This window comes from Paenibacillus melissococcoides (assembly GCA_944800085.1).
Taxonomy (GTDB): Bacteria; Bacillota; Bacilli; order Paenibacillales; family Paenibacillaceae; genus Paenibacillus_B; species Paenibacillus_B melissococcoides.
The window spans coordinates 43,353-63,962 of sequence record CALYLO010000018.1; the positions used below are offsets into that span (position 1 = coordinate 43,353).

Annotated in this window: 21 protein-coding genes and 1 pseudogene; 9 read left to right on the plus strand and 13 right to left on the minus strand. The window is 50.4% G+C overall.

The genetic code is table 11. The features are described 5' to 3' along the window. Positions 1-120: 120 nt before the first annotated feature. Positions 121-522 (plus strand): hypothetical protein, encoded by a 402-nt coding sequence (locus OCY70_RS34265; RefSeq protein WP_213429616.1) that lies wholly within the window; start codon positions 121-123, stop codon positions 520-522. A gap of 94 nt (positions 523-616) precedes the next feature. Here the strand turns inward: OCY70_RS34265 and OCY70_RS34270 are convergent, their stop codons facing one another. The 5 genes from OCY70_RS34270 to OCY70_RS34290 form a co-directional block, all read right to left on the minus strand. Continuing rightward, a complete protein-coding gene (locus OCY70_RS34270; protein ID WP_213429617.1) occupies positions 617-1,453 on the minus strand; it encodes a YitT family protein in 837 nt (278 codons plus the stop codon). Between the two features lie 201 nt (positions 1,454-1,654). After that, positions 1,655-2,830, minus strand: a complete 1,176-nt coding sequence (locus tag OCY70_RS34275; RefSeq protein WP_213429618.1) for a DUF4272 domain-containing protein — start codon at positions 2,828-2,830, stop codon at positions 1,655-1,657. Positions 2,831-2,861: 31 nt separating this feature from the next. After that, complete coding sequence (locus OCY70_RS34280) at positions 2,862-3,545, minus strand: TIGR02452 family protein (protein ID WP_249725404.1); 684 nt, start codon at positions 3,543-3,545, stop codon at positions 2,862-2,864. Between the two features lie 71 nt (positions 3,546-3,616). Continuing rightward, the gene (locus OCY70_RS34285) at positions 3,617-4,507 is read right to left on the minus strand and encodes an NUDIX hydrolase (protein WP_213429619.1); all 891 of its coding nucleotides are present in this window, start codon (positions 4,505-4,507) and stop codon (positions 3,617-3,619) included. A 200-nt stretch (positions 4,508-4,707) separates the two neighbouring features. Continuing rightward, positions 4,708-5,058 (minus strand): helix-turn-helix domain-containing protein, encoded by a 351-nt coding sequence (locus OCY70_RS34290; protein ID WP_213429620.1) that lies wholly within the window; start codon positions 5,056-5,058, stop codon positions 4,708-4,710. 161 nt (positions 5,059-5,219) lie between these two features. Between OCY70_RS34290 and OCY70_RS34295 the strand changes: the two genes are divergently transcribed. Next, positions 5,220-5,564 (plus strand): hypothetical protein, encoded by a 345-nt coding sequence (locus OCY70_RS34295; protein ID WP_213429621.1) that lies wholly within the window; start codon positions 5,220-5,222, stop codon positions 5,562-5,564. A gap of 198 nt (positions 5,565-5,762) precedes the next feature. Here OCY70_RS34295 and OCY70_RS34300 read toward each other — a convergent pair. From OCY70_RS34300 to OCY70_RS34315, 4 genes are all read right to left on the minus strand, one after another. Next, a protein-coding gene (locus tag OCY70_RS34300; RefSeq protein WP_249725711.1) for an IS5 family transposase occupies positions 5,763-6,526 on the minus strand; the annotation gives its coding sequence in 2 pieces (ribosomal slippage) (positions 5,763-6,190 and positions 6,190-6,526; 765 coding nt in all). Between the two features lie 50 nt (positions 6,527-6,576). Then, positions 6,577-6,918, minus strand: a complete 342-nt coding sequence (locus OCY70_RS34305; RefSeq protein WP_213431447.1) for a zinc ribbon domain-containing protein YjdM — start codon at positions 6,916-6,918, stop codon at positions 6,577-6,579. Between the two features lie 520 nt (positions 6,919-7,438). Next, positions 7,439-8,107: a lysoplasmalogenase gene (locus tag OCY70_RS34310; RefSeq protein WP_306433994.1), complete on the minus strand. Its 669-nt coding sequence runs from the start codon at positions 8,105-8,107 to the stop codon at positions 7,439-7,441. Positions 8,108-8,352: 245 nt separating this feature from the next. Continuing rightward, positions 8,353-9,093 carry a Bax inhibitor-1/YccA family protein gene (locus tag OCY70_RS34315; RefSeq protein ID WP_213431445.1) on the minus strand — a complete coding sequence of 247 codons (741 nt, stop codon included), beginning with the start codon at positions 9,091-9,093 and terminating at the stop codon, positions 8,353-8,355. A gap of 147 nt (positions 9,094-9,240) precedes the next feature. On the opposite strand from OCY70_RS34315, the gene OCY70_RS34320 reads away from it, so the two are divergent. The 5 genes and pseudogenes from OCY70_RS34320 to OCY70_RS34340 all read left to right on the plus strand — a co-directional run bounded on the left by OCY70_RS34320 (position 9,241) and on the right by OCY70_RS34340 (position 15,342). Then, entirely contained in the window at positions 9,241-10,791 is a 1,551-nt protein-coding gene (locus OCY70_RS34320; RefSeq protein WP_390905347.1) for an IS5 family transposase, read from the plus strand. Positions 10,792-10,950: 159 nt separating this feature from the next. Next, the gene (locus OCY70_RS34325; protein WP_213431448.1) at positions 10,951-12,084 is read left to right on the plus strand and encodes a DUF418 domain-containing protein; all 1,134 of its coding nucleotides are present in this window, start codon (positions 10,951-10,953) and stop codon (positions 12,082-12,084) included. A 26-nt stretch (positions 12,085-12,110) separates the two neighbouring features. After that, positions 12,111-13,220, plus strand: a complete 1,110-nt coding sequence (locus OCY70_RS34330; RefSeq protein WP_213431449.1) for a sensor histidine kinase — start codon at positions 12,111-12,113, stop codon at positions 13,218-13,220. 182 nt (positions 13,221-13,402) lie between these two features. Further along, entirely contained in the window at positions 13,403-14,593 is a 1,191-nt protein-coding gene (locus OCY70_RS34335) for an IS4 family transposase (protein WP_261944552.1), read from the plus strand. A 177-nt stretch (positions 14,594-14,770) separates the two neighbouring features. Further along, positions 14,771-15,342 (plus strand): annotated as a pseudogene (locus tag OCY70_RS34340) (response regulator transcription factor). On the opposite strand, the gene OCY70_RS34345 reads toward OCY70_RS34340, so the two are convergent. After that, positions 15,339-15,590, minus strand: a complete 252-nt coding sequence (locus OCY70_RS34345; protein WP_213431320.1) for a hypothetical protein — start codon at positions 15,588-15,590, stop codon at positions 15,339-15,341. The pseudogene OCY70_RS34340 and the gene OCY70_RS34345 sit on opposite strands and share 4 nt — an antisense overlap. Positions 15,591-16,146: 556 nt before the next feature. Here OCY70_RS34345 and OCY70_RS34350 point away from each other — a divergent pair. Beyond that, entirely contained in the window at positions 16,147-16,839 is a 693-nt protein-coding gene (locus OCY70_RS34350) for a Dph6-related ATP pyrophosphatase (RefSeq protein ID WP_213431319.1), read from the plus strand. 153 nt (positions 16,840-16,992) lie between these two features. On the opposite strand, the gene OCY70_RS34355 is transcribed toward OCY70_RS34350, so the two are convergent. Beyond that, positions 16,993-17,361, minus strand: a complete 369-nt coding sequence (locus tag OCY70_RS34355; protein WP_213431318.1) for a hypothetical protein — start codon at positions 17,359-17,361, stop codon at positions 16,993-16,995. Between the two features lie 148 nt (positions 17,362-17,509). Then, entirely contained in the window at positions 17,510-18,520 is a 1,011-nt protein-coding gene (locus OCY70_RS34360; RefSeq protein WP_213431317.1) for a hypothetical protein, read from the minus strand. 144 nt (positions 18,521-18,664) lie between these two features. Between OCY70_RS34360 and OCY70_RS34365 the strand changes: the two genes are divergently transcribed. Continuing rightward, positions 18,665-20,179: an IS5 family transposase gene (locus OCY70_RS34365; protein ID WP_261945361.1), complete on the plus strand. Its 1,515-nt coding sequence runs from the start codon at positions 18,665-18,667 to the stop codon at positions 20,177-20,179. Here the strand turns inward: OCY70_RS34365 and OCY70_RS34370 are convergent. Continuing rightward, positions 20,168-20,602 carry an ABC transporter permease gene (locus OCY70_RS34370; RefSeq protein ID WP_213431487.1) on the minus strand — a complete coding sequence of 145 codons (435 nt, stop codon included), beginning with the start codon at positions 20,600-20,602 and terminating at the stop codon, positions 20,168-20,170. The genes OCY70_RS34365 and OCY70_RS34370 overlap by 12 nt on opposite strands. Positions 20,603-20,610 lie beyond the last annotated feature (8 nt).

The following is a 20,610-nucleotide window of genomic DNA, read 5'->3' on the forward strand; positions in this document are numbered from 1 at the left end:
TTTTTTGCCGTGATAAATCGGTATCTCCCGGCCCATGCGGATCGATGCTCCGCATATTATCATGAGGAATAACTTGACAATCCGGGGCGCGGATTGTTGTCGGGAGGGCGATGACCGAGTATGAAGCCGCTGTATTGCGATTATTTCTTCTGGAATCACCGGATCGATCACAGCTACCTCGATGCCATTGTCCCCAAGCATTATCTCTTGGCAGGCAATGTGCCGCCGAAGGTAACGGAGAAGCCCAACAGCTATGCCGGGGGCTGGAATGTCGGCGTCAGTGTGTACCGGCACCTGAAATGGATGGAAATCGCCGAGGAGCAGCGGAAACGCTTCAAAGAAGCAGCACAGGACGACACGATGATTGAAGTGGGCAGCCAGCCGGTTCGCCGTTCAACGAATGTCGCCGATGACAAGCTGCTGCGAAGCCTCTCCGACGTGTCCGAGCTGGACAAGCTGCCATGTCTGACGCGAATTATCGCCAGCCGTCCCGATGAGCCGCACCAAATACGGAACTTCTAATCCGGTTCGTTGGGGCCGGCCCTCAAGCGGGCCGCTGCCATCCCCATCCTCCCCCTCAGTGGGCGGAGAATGGGGATATTTTCGTGCCGAACGGTTATTTCGAGATATCGACGAACCCTTCCCCGAACACGTCGCGCACATCATGAATCGTAATGAAGGCGTCTTTATCAATCGCCTTTACGATCTTTTTGAGCGTGCTCACTTCCTGCTTGCTGATGACGATATACAGAATCTCCTTCGGCATTTTCGTATAATGCCCATGCCCGTATAAGACGGTAACCCCCCGATCCATGACGACATTGACTTGCTCCGCGATCTTGTCATGCTCCTTGGACACGATGGTCACGGCCTTCTTCGGATTGACGCCTTCAATGATGAAATCCATCACCTTCGTTCCGATATAGAGCATCACAATCGTGAACATGAGACTCTCCGCGCCAATAATGAAGTAAGAGGAAAAGGCGACGATCAGATCGAAGAACAACAGCGCATAGCTCACGTTCCAGTCCAAATACTTGTTCATGATGCGGGCTAAAATGGTCGTTCCCGCGGTCGTGCCGCCGACTCGGATAATCAAGCCGATCCCTACGCCCGTAAAGACTCCCCCGAATATCGTATTAATGATCAGCTCATTCGATTCAATGCGCCAATCCTGGGTCAAATGCAGGAACAACGAGTTAAAAACGACGGCGATGATCGTATAGACAGTCGTATTTTTGTCGAGAAATTTATACCCGACGATTAACAGAATGGAGTTCAGAATGAAGCTGACGAGCCCCGGAGACCACTGGAACAGGTAGTACAGAATGATCGTGATCCCCGTCACCCCGCCTTCGCCGAGCTCGTTCGGAATGACGAACAAATTGATGGCCAGCGCAAAAATCAACGCCCCCGCCATAATGACAAAAATGTCGATGCAACGTTTTTTCATAATCCGATCCTTTCCCATAACGCTTGTTGTGATCATGGCAGCTATTCCGATGTACGCGCGCAAGCCCGTATCCCCGTATATTTTATCAAAAAAAGGGATTCCGGTATGCGATCCGCAGCAAAAAAGCACCTGACTTAGCGCCGGTGCCTCTTGTTGTAACTCTATGCGGCAGTTCCCATCCTCATGATAGGATTCCACGGACTATGTATCCATCGGGATATGATCCCAATCTTCCTCGTCGCAGCCGACCATCCAGAACAATCCTCTGCGTCTTTCCATCACGATGCTTTCGCTCATGCCGGCCGGGGCTTCCTTTCCATGGATCCGGCTATCGACGCATGCCCAATGCAGCCGGTAGATTTTGTCGGCCTCATTCATGATTTCCTCCCGGCTGCGCAGGGCGGTCTTCCCATAGAATGCCTCGAACGAATCGCATCGGGACACCGCCTCAATCGCATACTCGCAGTCGCAAATCTGATCGGGGAAGTCGAGCGAATCCACCAGGCCGAGCGCCCAGATAAGCGGCCAGTACGCTTCGTACTGCCACACAATATTAACCGCCTCTTGCTCCACCGGTTCGGCCTCCTGCAGCAGCTTGCGCTCCTTCTCGGTCAGTTGGTCCTCCACATCGAATTTATGCAGCATGCGCATCACGAATTCCTTCGATTCTTCCAGATCTCCGCCTTGAGTGACATCGCAAGCATACTGGATCACGATTAATAGAGCGACCGCTCTTCTCGCGATGTCTTTTTGCGATTTCCACCCACACGCCGCCGCCGGCGGGAGCTGGGGCAAGGTCTCCAGAACCGGAATGCCGCGCCCCTGGATATAGGCGATGGACGCGCGCTTTCTTCGCTCGCCTTCCTCGGAAGTCATCTCCTGCCCTATCACTTTGTTGGTGCAGGCCCGGGGAGCGTAGTCGGCCGGTCCCGATGTTCCGTCGGGGTAGACAATCACTTGTCCGTCGCTGTCGAGCAGCGTCCCGTCCTGCAGGAACCCGATGCCATCAATGGCGGACATCAGCACCGTGCATAATTGAAGCTGGCCTTCGTTCAGCTCCTTCTCCGCTTGGATCGCAAGCAGCGTATTGAAGACGGAGATCTGCGTAAGGACCAGCTCCTTCCGTTTCTCATCGGCAAAAGAAATGCGATCATAAAAGCCCATCATCCCGGGTATAGTGGCTTCGAAATAATCGGGATTGGTCTCCTCGGTCAACACCCGAATCGTCAGCTTGTGCTTTTTGAACAGCGAGTTGGATTGGATGATATAGTCATTGCCCGCTTGTTCGATCTTGTGGCCTGTCGCGAACACGTCCGCTATCTTGCCCCCGATATCATCGATATCGTTCTTGGAAGCAAATATGCTGAAATATTTCAAGCTCCATGACCTCCCCGGAATGGATATATTGCTAGCCTACTTGACTTCCGAAGCGGCTGTCAAATGCACGAATGCATTTACCGTCCTTGGAGCGGTCCAGCACGGCGTATACAATTCGATCGAAAAACCTGCCGTAGCCTTCCTTCACGAGCAATTCCTGCCACCAGCCGGCGACCAGCTCCGGATCATTGCGGAACACGCCGCACCCGTAGGCGCCCAATATAAGATTGCGGTCCCCCCGGCCGGCGAAGATCGCCAGCGCGAGCCGCATGCGGTCTCGCATGACCCGCTGCGCCTGTTCCGGCTCCTCGCCCTTCAGCAGCACCTGCCCGTAATTAACGGCCGGCAGCGTCAACACGGAGGCGGTGACCGGCTGCTCCAGCAGCTCGAACCGCTTGTCGCGGAAAAACACCACATCCGGCGAGTAGATGGCATGGTCGGTATACATCATCGATTTGCAGGCGCGGTTGGCCCGATAATAGCCTTCATGGCGCAGCTGCGTGGCGTACAGGCCGCTTGATGCCGCGAGGCTCTCCTCCTGCGCCATCGCCCCGTTCAGGAAGCCGCCGCCCGGATTTTTGGCGCTGGCGAAGTTGAGCACGCCGACCCGTTCGGTGCCGGCCCGGGCGAAATCAAGAATCGCCTGTACCGTCGCCTCGTTGATCACCGTTTGCTCCGCCGGCTTCCCCGCGGAAGGCGGCGTACCGTTCCGCACCAGCTCGGCCCCCTATTTGAATTTCTGGCCGGCATTATGCGCCTTCCGCAGCGCCTCTATGTTGTAAATCATCATATCCTCTCCCAGTTTCTCCGGTACAGCCGCGACGGGCGGTGACCGGCCTTCTCCGTATAGTGATCCGTCTCCTCGACGAGATGGGCCACCTTCCGCCGGAATGCGGCCTTCAGAAGCTCGCGGTCGAGAATGACCTCGTATACTTGCTGCAATTCCGTCAACGTGAACAGCTTCGGCATCAGATGCAGCGCTATGTCCGTATACTCGACCTTGCCCCGCAGCCGCTCGATGGCGCAGGCGATAATCTTCGCGTGGTCGAAGGCCAGCCCCTCATTGGAGACGATAGCATAATCGGTGGCATAGGCCGTATCCGTCGACGTGATCTTCCGTTCCACGACGGCGGTCAATGCGCCGTCTCCGTTCACCAGCCTCAGCACGTACTGCCGCGTCTTGATGTATCCATCCTCCAGCAGCTCCTTCGACTCCCGAAGCAGCCGGTAAGAGACCTGGAACCAGGCGGCGTTATCAGCGTCGTCCCCCGCCTCGACCTGCACCTGGCTGCTGTCGATGAGCGCCATATACGAGCAGCTCATCACCCACGTCCGCGGGTCGCGGCCGGGCTCGCTGAACGTATACAACTGCTCCAGGTAGACGTTGTCCACGCCCGTCTCCTCCCGCAGCTCCCGCTGCGCCGCCTGCTCTGTCGTCTCCACGGGGCGGACGAACCCGCCCGGCAGCGCCCACTGCCCCAGATAAGGATGCCCGCCGCGCTGAATCAGCAGGATGCGCAGCTCCTTCTCCGGCAGCTTGCGGTAATTATCCTCCGCGGTATCCGTCACCGTGAAGATGACCATGTCCGTAGCGACCGACGGACGCTCATAATCTCCTGCGCGGTATTGCTCCAGGAACTCCCGTTCCGTCAGCCCATTGCGATCCCGCAGCTCCATTGTTCATCACCTGTTCTTAACTTTTTGATATTATCTAATTGATACTAACAACATACGCGATGGGGCGCGCTTTGTCAAGGTTGTCGTGGTCAGGGTTGAAAAAACAAACCGTCTTCCTGACAACAGTGAACAATGCGGGCATTCATATGAGCCTCAGGTAAGAAGGAAGGATTGCGTAAGCTATGATCTAGTGAAAGCATTCACTGCGCTTTCGAATCCAACGTTTCCAAAACATCTTTAATAATGCGATAGATCAGTTTCTTTTCTTCCAAAGTTCGGTTATAAAGTAATGAATTTACGATTTCGAGCAATTGCGCATCTTCCAAATTGGCAGATAACACATCAATCTCGTGCAATTGAAACATTTCCGTAGGCGTTACATTGAGACCATGGATCAGCTTCTCCAGCGTTTCTATGGAAATATTGCGATCTCCCCGCTCAACAGAGCCTATATAAGATGAATTGAGACCTGCTTTTTCCGCTAATTCTTCTTGCGTAAGGTTATTTCGCTTTCTCAAATATCGTAATCTCTCACCAATCAACTTCAACAACAACGGTTTACCACCTCTCTTTCAGGTTAGAGAAGCATCATACCTGAAAACAGAGTAATAAAGAAGTGATTTGTTTGATATCTGTTCATATATACACTAATATTAGGGATCAGTAATGTCTGTGCATACGAACCCATGATGACGAAGAAGGGTGAAAGGGAATGCATTATTTTAATGTCGTTTTATGCCCCGAAAAAAATAAGCTGCCTTATTTGCAAGGCAACTTTGTTCAACCGCATTTTTATTTATTTGATGAATGCCCGACAGGGAATGAGGATGATGCTTACGCTCTCTCCTATCATAAAATGCAGCAATTGATTGCCGCTACACCTTATCAGGCTCATATTAATCTATATGCTGCCCGCATGGACATGTTACTCAGAGGAGCGGTTGACGGCTTTATTCAATATCGCTCCCGTTCCAGCAGGAGATTGCTCGTATGGAAGATAGATTCCATACAAAAGGACAGCAGGGCCTGGAGTTATTATCAGCATGCCATCGAATAAAATATATCGGCCGCCTATCGTCTAGGAGATCAGGCCAGGCTCGCGAAACTCCTTCACGAAGCCGTTCAGCCAGTCATCCGTGAAATCGGGCGCGCGCTTGAGCCAAGTCATAGGACCGCCGCAACTGCGGTTCGCTCCTTCAACACGACGGCAAATTGACGGAGAAACGGTGCTCCTTCTAGGGCGTGTATGCAAACCTTAAGCCAACCAGATCATGGAAGAGGCCAGCTTTAAGAAGGCAACAAAAGTACAGGCCAATTTATCGTACCGAGTTGCCAGCCGACGATTATGTTTGAGTTTGTTGAACAGGCATTCGACCAGATGACGCTCTTTATACAACCACCAGTCGGTTGTACGTTGGATCGTGCGATTCTTCTTACTGGGAATGACGGAATGGGCCAGTTTCTCTTCCAAAAGCGCAATGATTTTATCGGTATCGTATCCGCGATCCGCCAAAACATGTTTACCTTGTATGTCTTGGGTTTGCAGGATCTCATAACCCGTTACACAATCATTGATGTTGCCTGCGGTTACTTCGAAGCGTAGCGGATTGCCAAGGCCGTCTACAACGGCATGAATCTTGCTGGTTAAGCCTCCGCGTGATCGTCCGATGGCTTGGAATTGCTGCCCCCTTTTGCCCCCGCGCCGTGTTGGTGAACACGAACGATGGAAGCATCGAGCATAACACTTTCGTCATCGGGATTGGCAGCCAGAACCTCTAGCATTCGATCAAAGATGCCTGCTTTCTCCCAGCGGCGGAAACGACTGTAGACACTGCTCCAGGAGCCATAATGCTCTGGCAAGTCTCGCCAAGGCGCACCAGAACGAATCACCCAAAGCATGGCATTGAACATTTTTCGGTTATCGATTGCCGGACGTCCACCCTGTGGTTTCCGTTCCGGTGGCAAGAGGTCTTTGAGTCGTTCCCATTGGTCATCTCGTATCTCATATCGTCTTCTCATAGGATAAGTTTACCAGATATTTGGCTATTTCGATAGTTTGCGTACACGCCCTAGATCTTTTTCACAAATTCAGATTTTAATTTCATCGCTCCAAAGCCATCGATTTTGCATTCGATGTCATGGTCCCCATCGACCAAGCGTATATTTTTGACTTTTGTTCCGATTTTCACAACGGATGAGCTTCCTTTGACTTTCAAGTCTTTAACCACGGTTACGGAATCCCCATCGTTAAGGACATTTCCATTGGCATCTCGGATGACTCGTCCATCCTCGTCAGCTTGCGCTTCTGCCCCTGGCGTCCACTCATGCGCACATTCCGGACATATCAACAGATGTCCATCCTCATAGGTATATTCAGAATTGCATTGCGGGCAGTTCGGCAAATTAGACATAATTACATTAGCTCCAATCGTTATGAATATGTTTATATACTGGCATAGATTTCTCATAATGGCAACTTGACTAGACCCGGCGATTAAGCAAGGAAAATAAAAAAGAGCGGGATAATCCGCCCTAACGTAAAGTGCTGCGGACATAAAGCGCTTGCTTAATGACATAAAAACATAGTAAAAAGATCTTTTGCTACATTGTTAGATTCACGGTGATTACCGTGTTCATCGAACTGATCCTCTTTTTTGTGCGTATGAAAAGGATCAAACCGGGCAATCTCCCCGCCAGAAGCAAGCCGAAATCGTGTATCTTCCGGAACACGAAGCTACTTACCAGGATGATACGTAATTCCTTCAAACCGGCCTTCTTTATGCCAATTGGTTATGGTGGTTTGACTTACTCTCCGCTGCCAGGCTGAAGGTGTGGAACTGTTCGGCATGGAGCATGAGCTGAAGCATCTTGACCTCGTCACCTCTTCTTTGTATTAACAATCGTAACATCGTGCTGCTGCAGGCCCCTAGTTCAAGCACGGCCGGCTGTATAGATGGCTGCGGTGCGCTCGTCCTGCCCGATCGTTCTGAGGCTGGAGGCAATCAGGAACTGGGCCGTGTAATACGTTATCATAATCAACGGTCCTGCGAAGACGACATCGGATACAAATCTATCCCACGCCAAAATGGAGTCCGATACCGCAAACAGCAAGCTGCCGGCCATCGCCAGCTTGTTCCCGGTCATGATCGCGGACCAAGCCATGAAGGAAATGACGATAATATAGAGCAGCACGGATGCAGCCAAGACGTAATTATCGGCGCGAAGCAGCGCTTGGATCAGATGCCAGCTCATGAACGAGGCATAGGCTAGGATGGGAATGAGCATGAAGAAGCGAATGGCGGAGAAGCGCCATCTGCTTATAAAGGCAGTGACATAGAACAAATGTCCGATGAGGAACGCAAACAGGCCAACCGTAAACCAGACCAACAGTCCGTCGCCCAGCATGCAGAAAAACAGCCCGATCCCTGTCATCCAATGGCAGCTCTGTCGATTGGAGGGCATGTGAAGATAGCCGTAAGCGATAATCAGCCACATCGGAATTAATTTGAACAGAATCTTGACGGCTTGCGGCTCGTCTGGAATCACGAAAATATAAAGGATACCCATGACGACGATAAGTGCGGGCAGTCCATATTTCACCAAAAGAACCTCTCCCTTCATGCCATATTCCATGGAAAAGCGATTCCGTATATCCTATTCTGCATGCCCGCGGCAAATGTCTTCATGGCAATCTTTATGGTAACCCTTGCTCCAAAGCCCCTCCGGGAACCATCTGCCCGTATCTTGGTACGCCAAAGCCCGAGGCCGGCCGCTCCATCCCCGCTATGTGCACAAAAAAACGGAGTGCCTCAACAAAGACACTCCGCAATTCGCTAACTATTCGATTAATCCCGGTTGGCCAGCTTGGCCAGGAGACGGACAATCTCCACGTACAGCCATACGAGGGTCACGAGCAATCCGAATGCCCCATACCACTCCATATATTTCGGCGCGCCCTGGTGCGCTCCCTCTTCGATGAAGTTGAAGTCCAGCACGAAGTTCAGGGCCGCGATTATGATGATGACGACCGAGATCCCGATGCCGATCGGGGTGCTATCATGCAAATAAGGCACCGACACGCCAAACATCCGAAGCACAAAGCTGAGCAGATAGACAATCGCGATTCCGGCCGTAGCGGCGAATACGCCGCGCTTGAAGCCTGCCGACGCCTTGATCATGCCCGTCTTGTAGGCAAGCAGCATGCCCATGAACACGCACATCGTCAGCAAAGCCGCCTGCAGGGTAATTCCGTAGTACAATGATTCATAATTGGCTGACAAAGCGCCAAGGAACAACCCTTCCGCAATGGCATAGACAGGCGTCAAATACGGCGCCGTCGAAGGCTTGAAGCTGATGATCAGCGCCAGAATCAAGCCGCCAATCGCTCCGCCTACCATATAAGGCAACATTTCGTACCCATTGAAGAACATAGTCCAAGAGATCACGGCCGCCGCCACGAGCAGCGCCAGCGTCATGAACGATTTGTTCACCGTCCCGCCGATCGTCATCGTCTCTTGTCCATTGTAATGTCCGCTATTCTCAAACGTATTTTCGTTGAGCGTCGGATTTCCGCTGCGACCAATCAAATGAAAGAACCTCCCACTATATATTTAGGGCTTGCTGAACAATCATTTTTCTAAGGTTTTACAAGGATTTCTGGACTCTAACTCGAAATAAAATGCAAGGAAAATGCGAATTTCTTGCAAAAAATCGTGCACGTGGAGTGAACCAACATGTATCGTAGAACCGAAAGCCAGCTTCAGTTGTTCGAAGATTTCTACTTGCCGTTTGGCGGTAAATTAAATAAGGAGAACCGTTGGGTTCAACTGGCCGCTATCATCCCGTGGTGGCGGGCAGAAGAATTCTACGCGAAGTCGTTCAAGAAATCAATGCGCGGCCAGATCCCCTTGTCTGTTCGTATGGCTTTGGGAGCGCTGTACATTCAGGAACGTATGCAGCTCGATGATCGAGAGACGGTCCAGCAGATCACCGAAAATCCGTACTACCAGTACTTCCTTGGGCTGCCGGCGTTCCAAGATAAGCCTCCGTTCCATCACTCGCTGTTGACCCATTTCCGCAAGCGATTGGGTGCGGATGTCATTGAACGAATCAACGATTGGATTTTGGAAGAGGACGCAGAGCGAAAGAAGCAGGAACAAAACAAGAGCGATCCTCAAGATCCTCCAGGCAGCGGCCATGGCTCTGATGGAACATCCGTTAATGAAGACGGCAAAAGCAAAGAGAAACCATGCAACAAAGGCACCTTGATGCTCGACGCGACCTGCGCACCGGCCGACATCTCGTATCCGACCGATTTGAAATTATTGAACGAGGCGCGGGAAAAACTCGAAGCGATCATCGATGTTCTGCACGAGCCTTTCGTCGGGAAGGCCAAGAAACCGAGAACGTATCGTCAAACCGCCCGCAAACGCTACCTCGAGATCGCCAAGAAACGGCGAACGGGTGCCAAAGCCATCCGGAAAGCGGTTGGCAAACAGCTTCGTTATGTTTCGCGTAATCTTGGCATCATCGAAATGCTGGCAGCGAAAAGCAGCTTGAATCAACTGGGTTCGCAGCAGTATCGGCAATTGCTCGTCATTTCCGAGCTGTATCGTCAACAGCAAGAGATGTACGACAAACGGACACACTCGGTGGAAGATCGAATCGTCAGTCTTTCCCAACCGCATGTACGGCCGATTGTCCGCGGGAAAGTGAATGCTCCCGTCGAGTTTGGAGCAAAGCTGGCGATCAGTCTGGTGGATGGTTACGCTCGGATGGAGAAGCTGTCCTGGGATAACTTCAACGAAAGCATGACACTGAAAGCTTCCGTGGAGTCGTTCGTCCAGCGATATGGGTGTTATCCGGAAGCCATTCTAGCCGACCAAATCTACCGAAACCGGGAGAACCTTCGCTATTGTAAGGAGCACGGCATCCGTCTGAGTGGTCCAAACTTAGGACGTCCGAAGAAAGAAGCGGAACCAGAACGGAACCAGGCCAGACAGGATGCTTCAACGCGTAACGCGATCGAAGGAAAATTCGGAGAAGGCAAACGCTCCTACGGACTGGGGCGTATTCGAGCACGCCTTCGAGAGACAAGCGAAACGGTCATTGCTCTGCAACTGCTTGTTATGAATCTCGAACGCAAGCTGCGCGTTCTCTTTTTGCCGATTTTCAGACTGTTGCTGAATCTGTGCCGTCAGCCTCTGTGGCCTAAAAGGCAATATGTTCAGCAAGCCCTATTTATACCTATATTAGCATATGTTAATATATTCCTCCACCTTTGATTGTGAAATAGGATGCAATGAATCCAGTGAAATTAACCCCCTCATTCGCGCAGAAATGACACCTGTCATAAAAATCTCTTTACAGTTGTGAATGTTTTGTCACCCTGTTCAGAACTACAATAAAGCCACACGAATGAATATGAGAAAAGGGGGAGTAATGTGGAGCAGCGCAAAGGGCGAATTCGCCTGCTTGATATTCTGCGAGGGTTCGCCATCCTGGGAACACTTGGGACGAACATCTGGATTTTCGCGCACTTAGGGGATTTATCTTATATTATGACGTACAATTATACCGGCTGGTGGAAGCCCGATGATCTGCTCAGGATGATCGTGTTATTCCTCGTGAACGGGAAGCTGCTTGGCTTATTGACGATTATGTTCGGCGTAGGAATGGAATTAAAGTATCAGCAAGCGAGGCGCACAGGAAAAGCCTGGCCAGGAGTTTATATGTGGGTCCTCATCATCCTGTTCATGGAAGGTCTGCTTCATTTCACCCTGGTCATGGAGTTTGACATCCTAATGAGCTTCGGCATCACCGGCATGATTGCAGCCTTCATCGTGCGAGGCGGTGACCGCCTCATCTCGATTGTGATGAAAGGGATTGGCAGCGTCCATGCGGTCATCATCTTGGCCATCCTGCTTCTTTCCTTGACGGCTCCCAAGATGCCGCTGGGCAGCTTCGATCAGATAGTCGCTCTCTATCAAGACGGTTCTTGGCTTCAGCAAATCCAATATCGGCTGGCTTATTTCCTCCCGCTTCGCTTGGAAGCCATTTTCGTTATTCCGATGAATGTCTTTTTGTTTTTGCTTGGCGTTCGTCTTATGCGCTCAGGGGTCTTTGCCCAGGATGAGAACGGCGAAAGACAGCGTAAAAAACTTTTGAAACTGGGGATCTTTCCCGGTATGCCGCTGAACCTGTTGATTTTTATCCCTGGAGGCGCCTTGGATCTGCCTGTGCGCTATTTATTTGCCCCCTTACTGTCACTTGGGTATATAGCACTCATTGGAAAAATGATACAATATACGAAGTGGAACTGGCTGTGGCGCCTGCTTGAACATGCCGGGAAAATGTCTTTAAGCTGTTATGTGATGCAAAATATAATCGCTTCCGTTCTTTTTTATGGTTGGGGCTTTGCTCTAGGCGGAAAGCTGAATTCCCTGGCAATTATAGCGGTCTGGATCGGCATTTCCATATTCCAGCTATGGTTTGCATCAACATGGCTTCGTGTGTTTAAGCTAGGGCCGATGGAATCGGTCCGCAGACGCGCAGTGGGCATCTTCGAATCCAGATAACCCGATAACCGAACTGGAGGTCATCCATGATATTCAAGATTTACCCGAGAGAACAAATCAAGAATTATTTGCTTATCGATGTGATCGCGATCGTGTATTTATTTTACATGGTTCTCAGCTCCAGTTCGAATCCGGGTCTCTTGGGAAGTCTCCTTCTTCTGCTTTCCTTTCTTGTTTCCTTTTATATCGGACTGTGGCATCGGAATGGGTATCTTCTGGCGGCAGTTCTGGCCGGTCTTGCCACGACGGCGCTGATCGGGATTTATATCGACCCGAATCTCTTAATCTTTGGTTTTATATTTGCCGACCTGATCGGAAGGTCGAGGTCCAAGTGGCATATTGGCATCGGGGTTGCAGCCATTGGCCTCATGTTTATCCTCGTGTATTGGAAGAGGACGGATGACAATTTTCTATTCCTGCCTATCATTATTGTTCAAATGGTTTTCCCTATCGTCATTTATATAATGGAAAAAGCCAAGCGCCTGCAGAGCAAGCTGGATGCGGCAAATCAACAGCTTGAAAAGTACATTCAACAGGAGGAAAGGCAGCGGATTGCGAGGGATCTCCATGATACGCTAGGGCAAACTCTAATGATGATCAAACTGAAATGCGAGCTGGCCTCCAAGTGGGTAGATAAGAACCCATTACAGGCCAAGGAAGAACTAAAGGATATCCTGTATACATCAAGAATTGCCTTAAAGCAGGTGAGAGAACTGGTATCCGATCTGAAGTTCATCTCTCTGGCGCATGAAATCGAGCATTCCCGCAAGCTCCTGCATACCGCAGGGATCGAACTAGAAATCGTGGAAGATGGAATGCCTCCCCTGTTAGCAAGCGTAGAAGAAACGATGATTGCGCTCGCTGTTCGGGAAGCGGCGACCAATATTATAAAACACAGTCAAGCAAAGCAATGTACAATCCGGCTGGAAACAGTGGATAATCTGTATTGTGTATCGATCACGGATGACGGAGTCGGCCTGTTGCCTTCAGCAACCGGAAATGGAATTCAGTCGATGAAGGAGCGGATGCAAGCCCTTCATGGAACCTTCACGGTGGACAGCTCGCCTGGCGGGGGAACGGCTATTTCTATGCAGCTTCCGCTTCGTCAGCACGGAAAGGAGAGTCCTGCCACATGATTCGAGTCGTCATTGCCGAAGATCCACTAGCGTTGCATCAATCTTTTTACGAAAATTTCTATCCCATAAGTCTCTATATTTGTAACTTATTGAACTATATTCATGGACAAAAATAAAGAAATCTCCTATTGTTGAGTTACCCTAACGTTATCCATAAAACGCCTCAACAAAGGAGATTTCTTATGGATAACGTACCGAATCATAACGTCATTTGTCAATGCCTAAAATGGTTACATGTCCATTCTACTCGACACGAGTCATTGGATTACCGGGCCCAAAAGCTGTTTGTCGGCTCTTCGACACTCTTATTTGTAGAGGCACAGCTTCAGCAACGAGACTCATACAAAGTCATGTCAGAGCATGTAGCGGCTAATCCTGAATTTCAAGATCTTCTGGGTCTCAAGAGCATAAGCGCTTCTCAACTATCGCGGAAGCTGAAACGGCTGCCTATGGAGTATCTTCAGACGCTCTTTTTCTCGCTCATTGATCGAATCAAGCAACTTACAAAAGGGAAACGCGGCATTACGCCTGGTATTGGGAAACTCAAGCTAATCGATTCATCGGGAATTACACTACCTCCCATTCTCGCGAAATGGTCCTATTGTTCCAAAAGTAGCCATGGCGTGAAGATGCACACCTCCTTGGTCGTTGCGGACTCCAAAACGATGTATCCAGACAAGATCGTCGCTTCAACCAAAGATGTAGCCGATCATGAAGTCGTGTTGGAATTTACAGTGGATAAAGATGCGACCTACGTGATGGACCGAGGATACCAGGTATACGACCATTTTCAGAAATGGGTAGAGGATAAGATTAAATTTGTTTGCCGCGTCAAGCAAAAGAGCCGGTTAACGATCATCAGAAAAAGAGACCTCCCCAAAAGGCAGAATGGGTTTATCCTTGATGCTGATGTGACGATGCCGGAGCTGCCAGCGGTTCTGCGTTTGATTGAGTTTAAGGATGACCAAGGGCGTACCTATCGAATTGTAACGAATCGATTTGACTTATCCGCACATCAAATTGCCGAGATTTATCGAAATCGCTGGCATATTGAGTTGTTTTTTAAATGGGTCAAGCAGCATATTCGATTGGTAAAACCCCACGGTTATACGGCCGAAGCGATTTGGAACCAAATGTATATTGCTTTAATCGCGTATGCTCTCTGTTTGCTGATTAAATTAACACTGGACTGTAAAAAGTCGACATGGGACCTCCTCCAGTTGATTCGCATCTATGCGGAAAAACCATGGGAAAATTTGATCGCTGCACTCAACCGCAAGCCGACTCGAACATCTAGAGGTCGACCAAAGCGAAATGGGAGACGTCCGAAAAAGGCAACAAAGTCGATGAAACCGAGACTGATTGTGACGTAATGACAAACGAAAACGATTTTTACATATAATGGATAACGCGTAGGGTCTGTTTCCAGCTCGACTTTTTTAGACTTAGCGCGGACATCGCAAATGTAAATATATATCATATATTGATGTTAATTGAAATTAGATTATGAACTAACCGCTCGATGCAACGCTAGTGCCGAAGATCAGCAGATGCTGCGCGGCGCCTTCGCTTCATTGCTGAAATTCGAACCCGATATTGAAGTGCTGGCTGAAGTGCCGGACGGGAAACAAGCCTGGGAGGCGATACAGCGGCATCAGCCTGATGTGTGCGTGCTGGACATTGAAATCCCTCTCATCAACGGCCTTGCATTGGCTGAGAAAATCAGAAATGCCGGCTTTCCCTGCAAAATCATGATCGTTACTACGTTTGCCCGTCCCGGCTATTTACAAAAAGCGATCGAGGCTCAGGTGACGGCTACTTGTTAAAAGATGAACCGATTGAATATCTGATTGAGTCGATTCGCCGCGTCATGGCGGGAGAACGGGTGATCAGCACCGATTTGGCGGCCGCGCTCTTTATGAAAGAAGAGAATCCGTTAAGCGACAGGGAGGCAGAGATGCTTCGCCTCACCAAGGCAGGCATGACAACAAGCGATATCAGCAAGGCCCTCTTCTTAACGAAGGGTACCGTGCGGAACTATTTGTCCTCGGCGATTCAGAAGCTGGAAACCGAATCGAGGCAGCAGGCGGTGAATATTGCCGATGAAAAAGGCTGGCTCTAATTATATGCGGCAAGGGCCAGACGGGACAACGGCGGATGCGGGAAGCGGGAAAGAAGAAGGGTAACGCGGAGGAAATTAGATGAGAAAGCGAAATCCTGCGTACACGCAGGAATTTTCGCTATTTTTACTGCCATTTGATGAAATTCCTGCAAAAGTACACCAATTTTGCCGATTTTTGATTCCGATCTATTAGCATGGCTGAAATTCCTGCAGTTTTGCAGGAATGCCTGTAATGGAATAAGCGTCATAAGGAAAAACTGCATTTTCACAGTTTTTTTGGCAAGCCGAGTTGAAGAAGCAAGGCGTGCCGAAGATCGGATCGGGATAGACCACTCAAGGACGAACACTCTTGCATGAACGAGGAAACCTGCAGCGCCTGCTCGACGGCTTCCTCGTCCTGTACCGACCATGTATGGTATGATAATCAATTATTCGGATTAAGGAACTTGTCCATGCCTGGCACTGCTCCAAGCTGATATTACTCGAACGCATATAATGGACAGAAAAGGATCATCGCAACTCCGTAATGCAAATAACGGATGGTTCCAGTAAGCTCCTGATAATTAACAGAGGCGGAAGAGTGCTGGTTGGCGGCGGGGGAGTCAGCCATTACAGCAAGCCGTACCGGGTTATCTCGAAATAGCCGACAATAAACGAAAGCCCTCTTGCCAGAGGAGATTTTCGCCGCGATCCTGCTACTGAATACCAGCGCCATCGATTATAATGAAAGAAGAGCAGCTCATCTTCTGCCCAGAACTGGAAAACATATAATCCAAGCCATAGACAACAGAGGAGAAGACAGACATGACAGAGACAGCAGATTGGAAAAACGGCGCCCGCGGACATAAATTTGTCGCTTCCTTCAGCGGGGGGAAAGACAGCACACTGGCGTTATATAAAGCGATGCAGGTTGGAGAAGCCACCGGCCTTATCGTCATGCTGGAGGAAGAAGGGCAGCGCTCACGCTCCCATGGCATGCCGCCGGAGCTGATACAAGCCCAAGCGGAATCTATCGGCTTGCCTGTATATACAGCCGCCACGAGTTGGACGGATTATGAGAAGAACTTTATGATCCTGTTGGCTAAAGCGAAGAGCGAAGGCGCAGAAGTGTTGGTCACCGGCGACCTGGATATGCCCGCGCATGGCTGCTGGCATGATAGAGTGACGCAAAATGCCGGCTTACAGCTGGGCATGCCTCTCTGGGAGATGGATCATCTGGAGGCGGTCCGGCAGTTCATCGATCTCGGCTTCGTTACGATGCTGGTAACCGTGAATTTGTCGTTAGGCATGCGGGAAGATGACTTGGGCCGAGTGCTGACCCACGAGTATGTAGAGGAGCTTCTCGCCCGCGGCATCGACCCCTGCGGTGAAGGCGGCGAGTTCCATACGACCGTCATTGACGGGCCAATATTCAGACACCCCATCCCCGTCCGTAAAGGTGAGATTGTTAGAAACGGAGAATATGCGTTTTTGCCTTTGGAGCTGGATAAGCCTTGAGACAGAAGTGACGAATGTGCCGGCAAGGCAAGCGGCTGCCCCTTGGAACCTACCGCGAGGCAGCCGCTTATTATACGCATGTGCGTGAGCTGGTTTTCCCTATTTGAGGCGATGGAAGCCGCCATACCATTCATCGGCCCCTATCATGTCTTCCTAGTTCGCTTCCCCGGTCAGAACTTGCTGCCCCAGATCGGTAAGGCGAGCCGCGTATTGGCGAAAGGACGGGACGGAATCATGATAGTCCGGAAATGCGGTCAGCCCTTCTATTTGCGGCAACGGAGAAGGCTCTTCTGACATTTTCTTCAATCGGTAACAGTACTCCAGCTCACCCATTCCGAGCACATGCAATCGGTCCCCAACCTGCATGAACAGCTCGTACGGTTGATGAGTCCCCGCAGACACAGATTCTAACGTGAACTGCTCAATGATCCCGATTCCATTACGCTCGGAAGGAATTCGGGCCAGATGAGCCTCGAATGCGTTCCGCACGAAGGGCAAGGCGGAAATACGATATACTCGCATGCGCTTTGCTCGCCCCGCTTCGCAGCCTCTATCCATTGAAGCACTTTGGTTGTCCCCTTTCATCCGTCTTCTCTTCATCTAAGTGCCTGTATCGACGAAAAAGGTTACCTGTGCATGCCGACTAACTTGTACCTACATCAGTCTGAGTTCAATTGGATAATATAATCCGCTCTTTCGTCAGCAGAAATGAAAAGCTCCAGACCAAGACCCACAGGAGGAATGCCACTCCTGCATAGAGAATAAGGAATTGCCAGGCCGCCAGATCGATTACCCCCATTCCAGAGCCGATGGGAACACTAAGCAGCAAGGCAAAGCCAAGCAAATACGATGGCAATATCGCCAGCTCGGGAGAGGTAATCATGGATAGCTGAATCGTGAGCGTCGTTAAGCTATAACAAAATACCGGCGTTACCACAAAAATAGCCAACAAGAGAGGCACAGGCAAGTAAAACGAACCTCCCTCCGGCACGATGCGTGCGAAATTGACCGCCAGCGCCACGAAGAGAGGCGAAATAACGGAAATCAGGTAACCGGGCAAAAACACGGCCCGGCTTTTCCCCTGTACAATTTCTCGCGGATGAAGCGGAGTGACCAACAGATTCGCAACGGTTCTGTTTTCTTTGTCCCTGGCCAAAGGCGCCGTTGTAAAAATGGGGATGTTCACGATAGGCGGAACCAAAGCAAGCAGAAAGAGGGTATTGCTTAATGTCAATTGAAGGGCCTGCCCCTCCTTACCGGACAACAACATGATTCCGCATACGGCCATCGTGGCGAGAATAAACAGAATCATGACGAGCTTGAACGGCTTCCAGCTTTGATATTCCGAAAAATCCCGACGGAACACGACATTCGCTCTGCTGCTTCCTATTTTCGGCATGATAAGACCACCCTTTCTGTCTGGAGCATGCCTCGACATATCTGGCTCACAACAAGAAGGACTCCGGCCAATGCCAGATTGACAACAAGAAACGGCCAGGAGCGCCCATCCGTTATATTGCGGGCCAACAGGTTGATCATCAGGATCGGCACGCCGGACACAAAAATGATGCCGATAACACCGCCGTCCATCGCTCGGCCGATAAGCCCGACAAGGTTCATCAACAAACTTAGGGCGAAAAAGACGATCGGCAATACAAGAAAGGTGCACGCGATAATCCATGGACTGAACATAAATTCATACTTAGGGCTTGCTGAACAATCATTTTTCAAAGGTTTTACAAGGATTTCTGGACTCTAACTCGAAATAAAATGCAAGGAGAATGCGAATTTCTTGCAAAAAATCGTGCACGTGGAGTGAGCCGACATGTATCGTAGAACCGAAAGCCAGCTTCAGTTGTTCGAAGATTTCTACTTGCCGTTTGGCGGTAAATTAAATAAGGAGAACCGTTGGGTTCAACTGGCCGCTATCATCCCGTGGTGGCGGGCAGAAGAACTCTACGCGAAGTCGTTCAAGAAATCAATGCGCGGTCAGATCCCTTTGTCTGTTCGTATGGCTTTGGGAGCGCTGTACATTCAGGAACGTATGCAGCTCGATGATCGAGAGACGGTCCAGCAGATCGCCGAAAATCCGTACTACCAGTACTTCCTTGGGCTGCCGGCGTTCCAAGATAAGCCTCCGTTCCATCACTCGCTGTTGACCCATTTCCGCAAGCGATTGGGTGCGGATGTCATTGAACGAATCAACGATTGGATTTTGGAAGAGGACGCAGAGCGAAAGAAGCAGGAACAAAACAAGAGCGATCCTCAAGATCCTCCAGGCAGCGGCCATGGCTCTGATGGAACATCCGTTAATGAAGACGGCAAAAGCAAAGAGAAACCATGCAACAAAGGCACCTTGATGCTCGACGCGACCTGCGCACCGGCCGACATCTCGTATCCGACCGATTTGAAATTATTGAACGAGGCGCGGGAAAAACTCGAAGCGATCATCGATGTTCTGCACGAGCCTTTCGTCGGGAAGGCCAAGAAACCGAGAACGTATCGTCAAACCGCCCGCAAACGCTACCTCGAGATCGCCAAGAAACGGCGAACGGGTGCCAAAGCCATCCGGAAAGCGGTTGGCAAACAGCTTCGTTATGTTTCGCGTAATCTTGGCATCATCGAAATGCTGGCAGCGAAAAGCAGCTTGAATCAACTGGGTTCGCAGCAGTATCGGCAATTGCTCGTCATTTCCGAGCTGTATCGTCAACAGCAAGAGATGTACGACAAACGGACACACTCGGTGGAAGATCGAATCGTCAGTCTTTCCCAACCGCATGTACGGCCGATTGTCCGCGGGAAAGTGAATGCTCCCGTCGAGTTTGGAGCAAAGCTGGCGATCAGTCTGGTGGATGGTTACGCTCGGATGGAGAAGCTGTCCTGGGATAACTTCAACGAAAGCATGACACTGAAAGCTTCCGTGGAGTCGTTCGTCCAGCGATATGGGTGTTATCCGGAAGCCATTCTAGCCGACCAAATCTACCGAAACCGGGAGAACCTTCGCTATTGTAAGGAGCACGGCATTCGTCTGAGTGGTCCAAACTTAGGACGTCCGAAGAAAGAAGCGGAACCCGATCGGAACCAGGCCAGACAGGATGCTTCAACGCGTAACGCGATCGAAGGAAAATTCGGAGAAGGCAAACGCTCCTACGGACTGGGGCGTATTCGAGCACGCCTTCGAGAGACAAGCGAAACGGTCATTGCTCTGCAACTGCTTGTTATGAATCTCGAACGCAAGCTGCGCGTTCTCTTTTTGCCGATTTTCAGACTGCTGCTGAATCTGTGCCGTCAGCCTCTGTGGCCTAAAAGGCAATATGTTCAGCAAGCCCTACTTAGGTGAAAGATATAGCACGTTGATGATCGTCATGAGTCCTAAGGAAAACGCAATCCCCATAACGAATCCCGGGATGAACAGGGCAACCGTTTTGGCGAGCCAAATCAATTTTACACTGGTGGGCGTTGCCAAGAGGGATTGAATGTTCCCGTGAATTTTGTCCCGCATCAATGGAGTAGAAAATAAAGTGCTATAGCAAATTCCCGTCCCAATAAAAGCCGTGCAGTACCCGATGACTCCAAGCGTATAGCTAAGCATTTCCGACGTCGCATAACCCGATTCGATCGCAGGCTGAATCACCGAGAAATATCCAATCAAGCCGATGACTATCGTCGAAAGCAGTGCGGTGCCGAAATAAACAATGACCAACGCCGGGGACTGAAGAAGGTTCTTCAGGTTGGCTCTGATCATCCAGCGCAGTTTTGTCATGACTATTA

What these genes read in the sequence shown, in the direction of transcription:
- OCY70_RS34265 (WP_213429616.1), top strand. Translation starts at nt 121, where the DNA reads ATGAAGCCGCTGTATTGCGATTATTTCTTCTGGAATCACCGGATCGAT.
- OCY70_RS34270 (WP_213429617.1), bottom strand. Translation starts at nt 1,453, where the DNA reads ATGAAAAAACGTTGCATCGACATTTTTGTCATTATGGCGGGGGCGTTG.
- OCY70_RS34285 (WP_213429619.1), bottom strand. Translation starts at nt 4,507, where the DNA reads ATGGAGCTGCGGGATCGCAATGGGCTGACGGAACGGGAGTTCCTGGAG.
- OCY70_RS34295 (WP_213429621.1), top strand. Translation starts at nt 5,220, where the DNA reads ATGCATTATTTTAATGTCGTTTTATGCCCCGAAAAAAATAAGCTGCCT.
- OCY70_RS34305 (WP_213431447.1), bottom strand. Translation starts at nt 6,918, where the DNA reads ATGTCTAATTTGCCGAACTGCCCGCAATGCAATTCTGAATATACCTAT.
- OCY70_RS34320 (WP_390905347.1), top strand. Translation starts at nt 9,241, where the DNA reads ATGTATCGTAGAACCGAAAGCCAGCTTCAGTTGTTCGAAGATTTCTAC.
- OCY70_RS34330 (WP_213431449.1), top strand. Translation starts at nt 12,111, where the DNA reads ATGATATTCAAGATTTACCCGAGAGAACAAATCAAGAATTATTTGCTT.
- OCY70_RS34335 (WP_261944552.1), top strand. Translation starts at nt 13,403, where the DNA reads ATGGATAACGTACCGAATCATAACGTCATTTGTCAATGCCTAAAATGG.
- OCY70_RS34345 (WP_213431320.1), bottom strand. Translation starts at nt 15,590, where the DNA reads ATGACGCTTATTCCATTACAGGCATTCCTGCAAAACTGCAGGAATTTC.
- OCY70_RS34350 (WP_213431319.1), top strand. Translation starts at nt 16,147, where the DNA reads ATGACAGAGACAGCAGATTGGAAAAACGGCGCCCGCGGACATAAATTT.
- OCY70_RS34355 (WP_213431318.1), bottom strand. Translation starts at nt 17,361, where the DNA reads ATGCGAGTATATCGTATTTCCGCCTTGCCCTTCGTGCGGAACGCATTC.
- OCY70_RS34360 (WP_213431317.1), bottom strand. Translation starts at nt 18,520, where the DNA reads ATGGATTATCGCGTGCACCTTTCTTGTATTGCCGATCGTCTTTTTCGC.
- OCY70_RS34365 (WP_261945361.1), top strand. Translation starts at nt 18,665, where the DNA reads ATGTATCGTAGAACCGAAAGCCAGCTTCAGTTGTTCGAAGATTTCTAC.
- OCY70_RS34370 (WP_213431487.1), bottom strand. Translation starts at nt 20,602, where the DNA reads ATGACAAAACTGCGCTGGATGATCAGAGCCAACCTGAAGAACCTTCTT.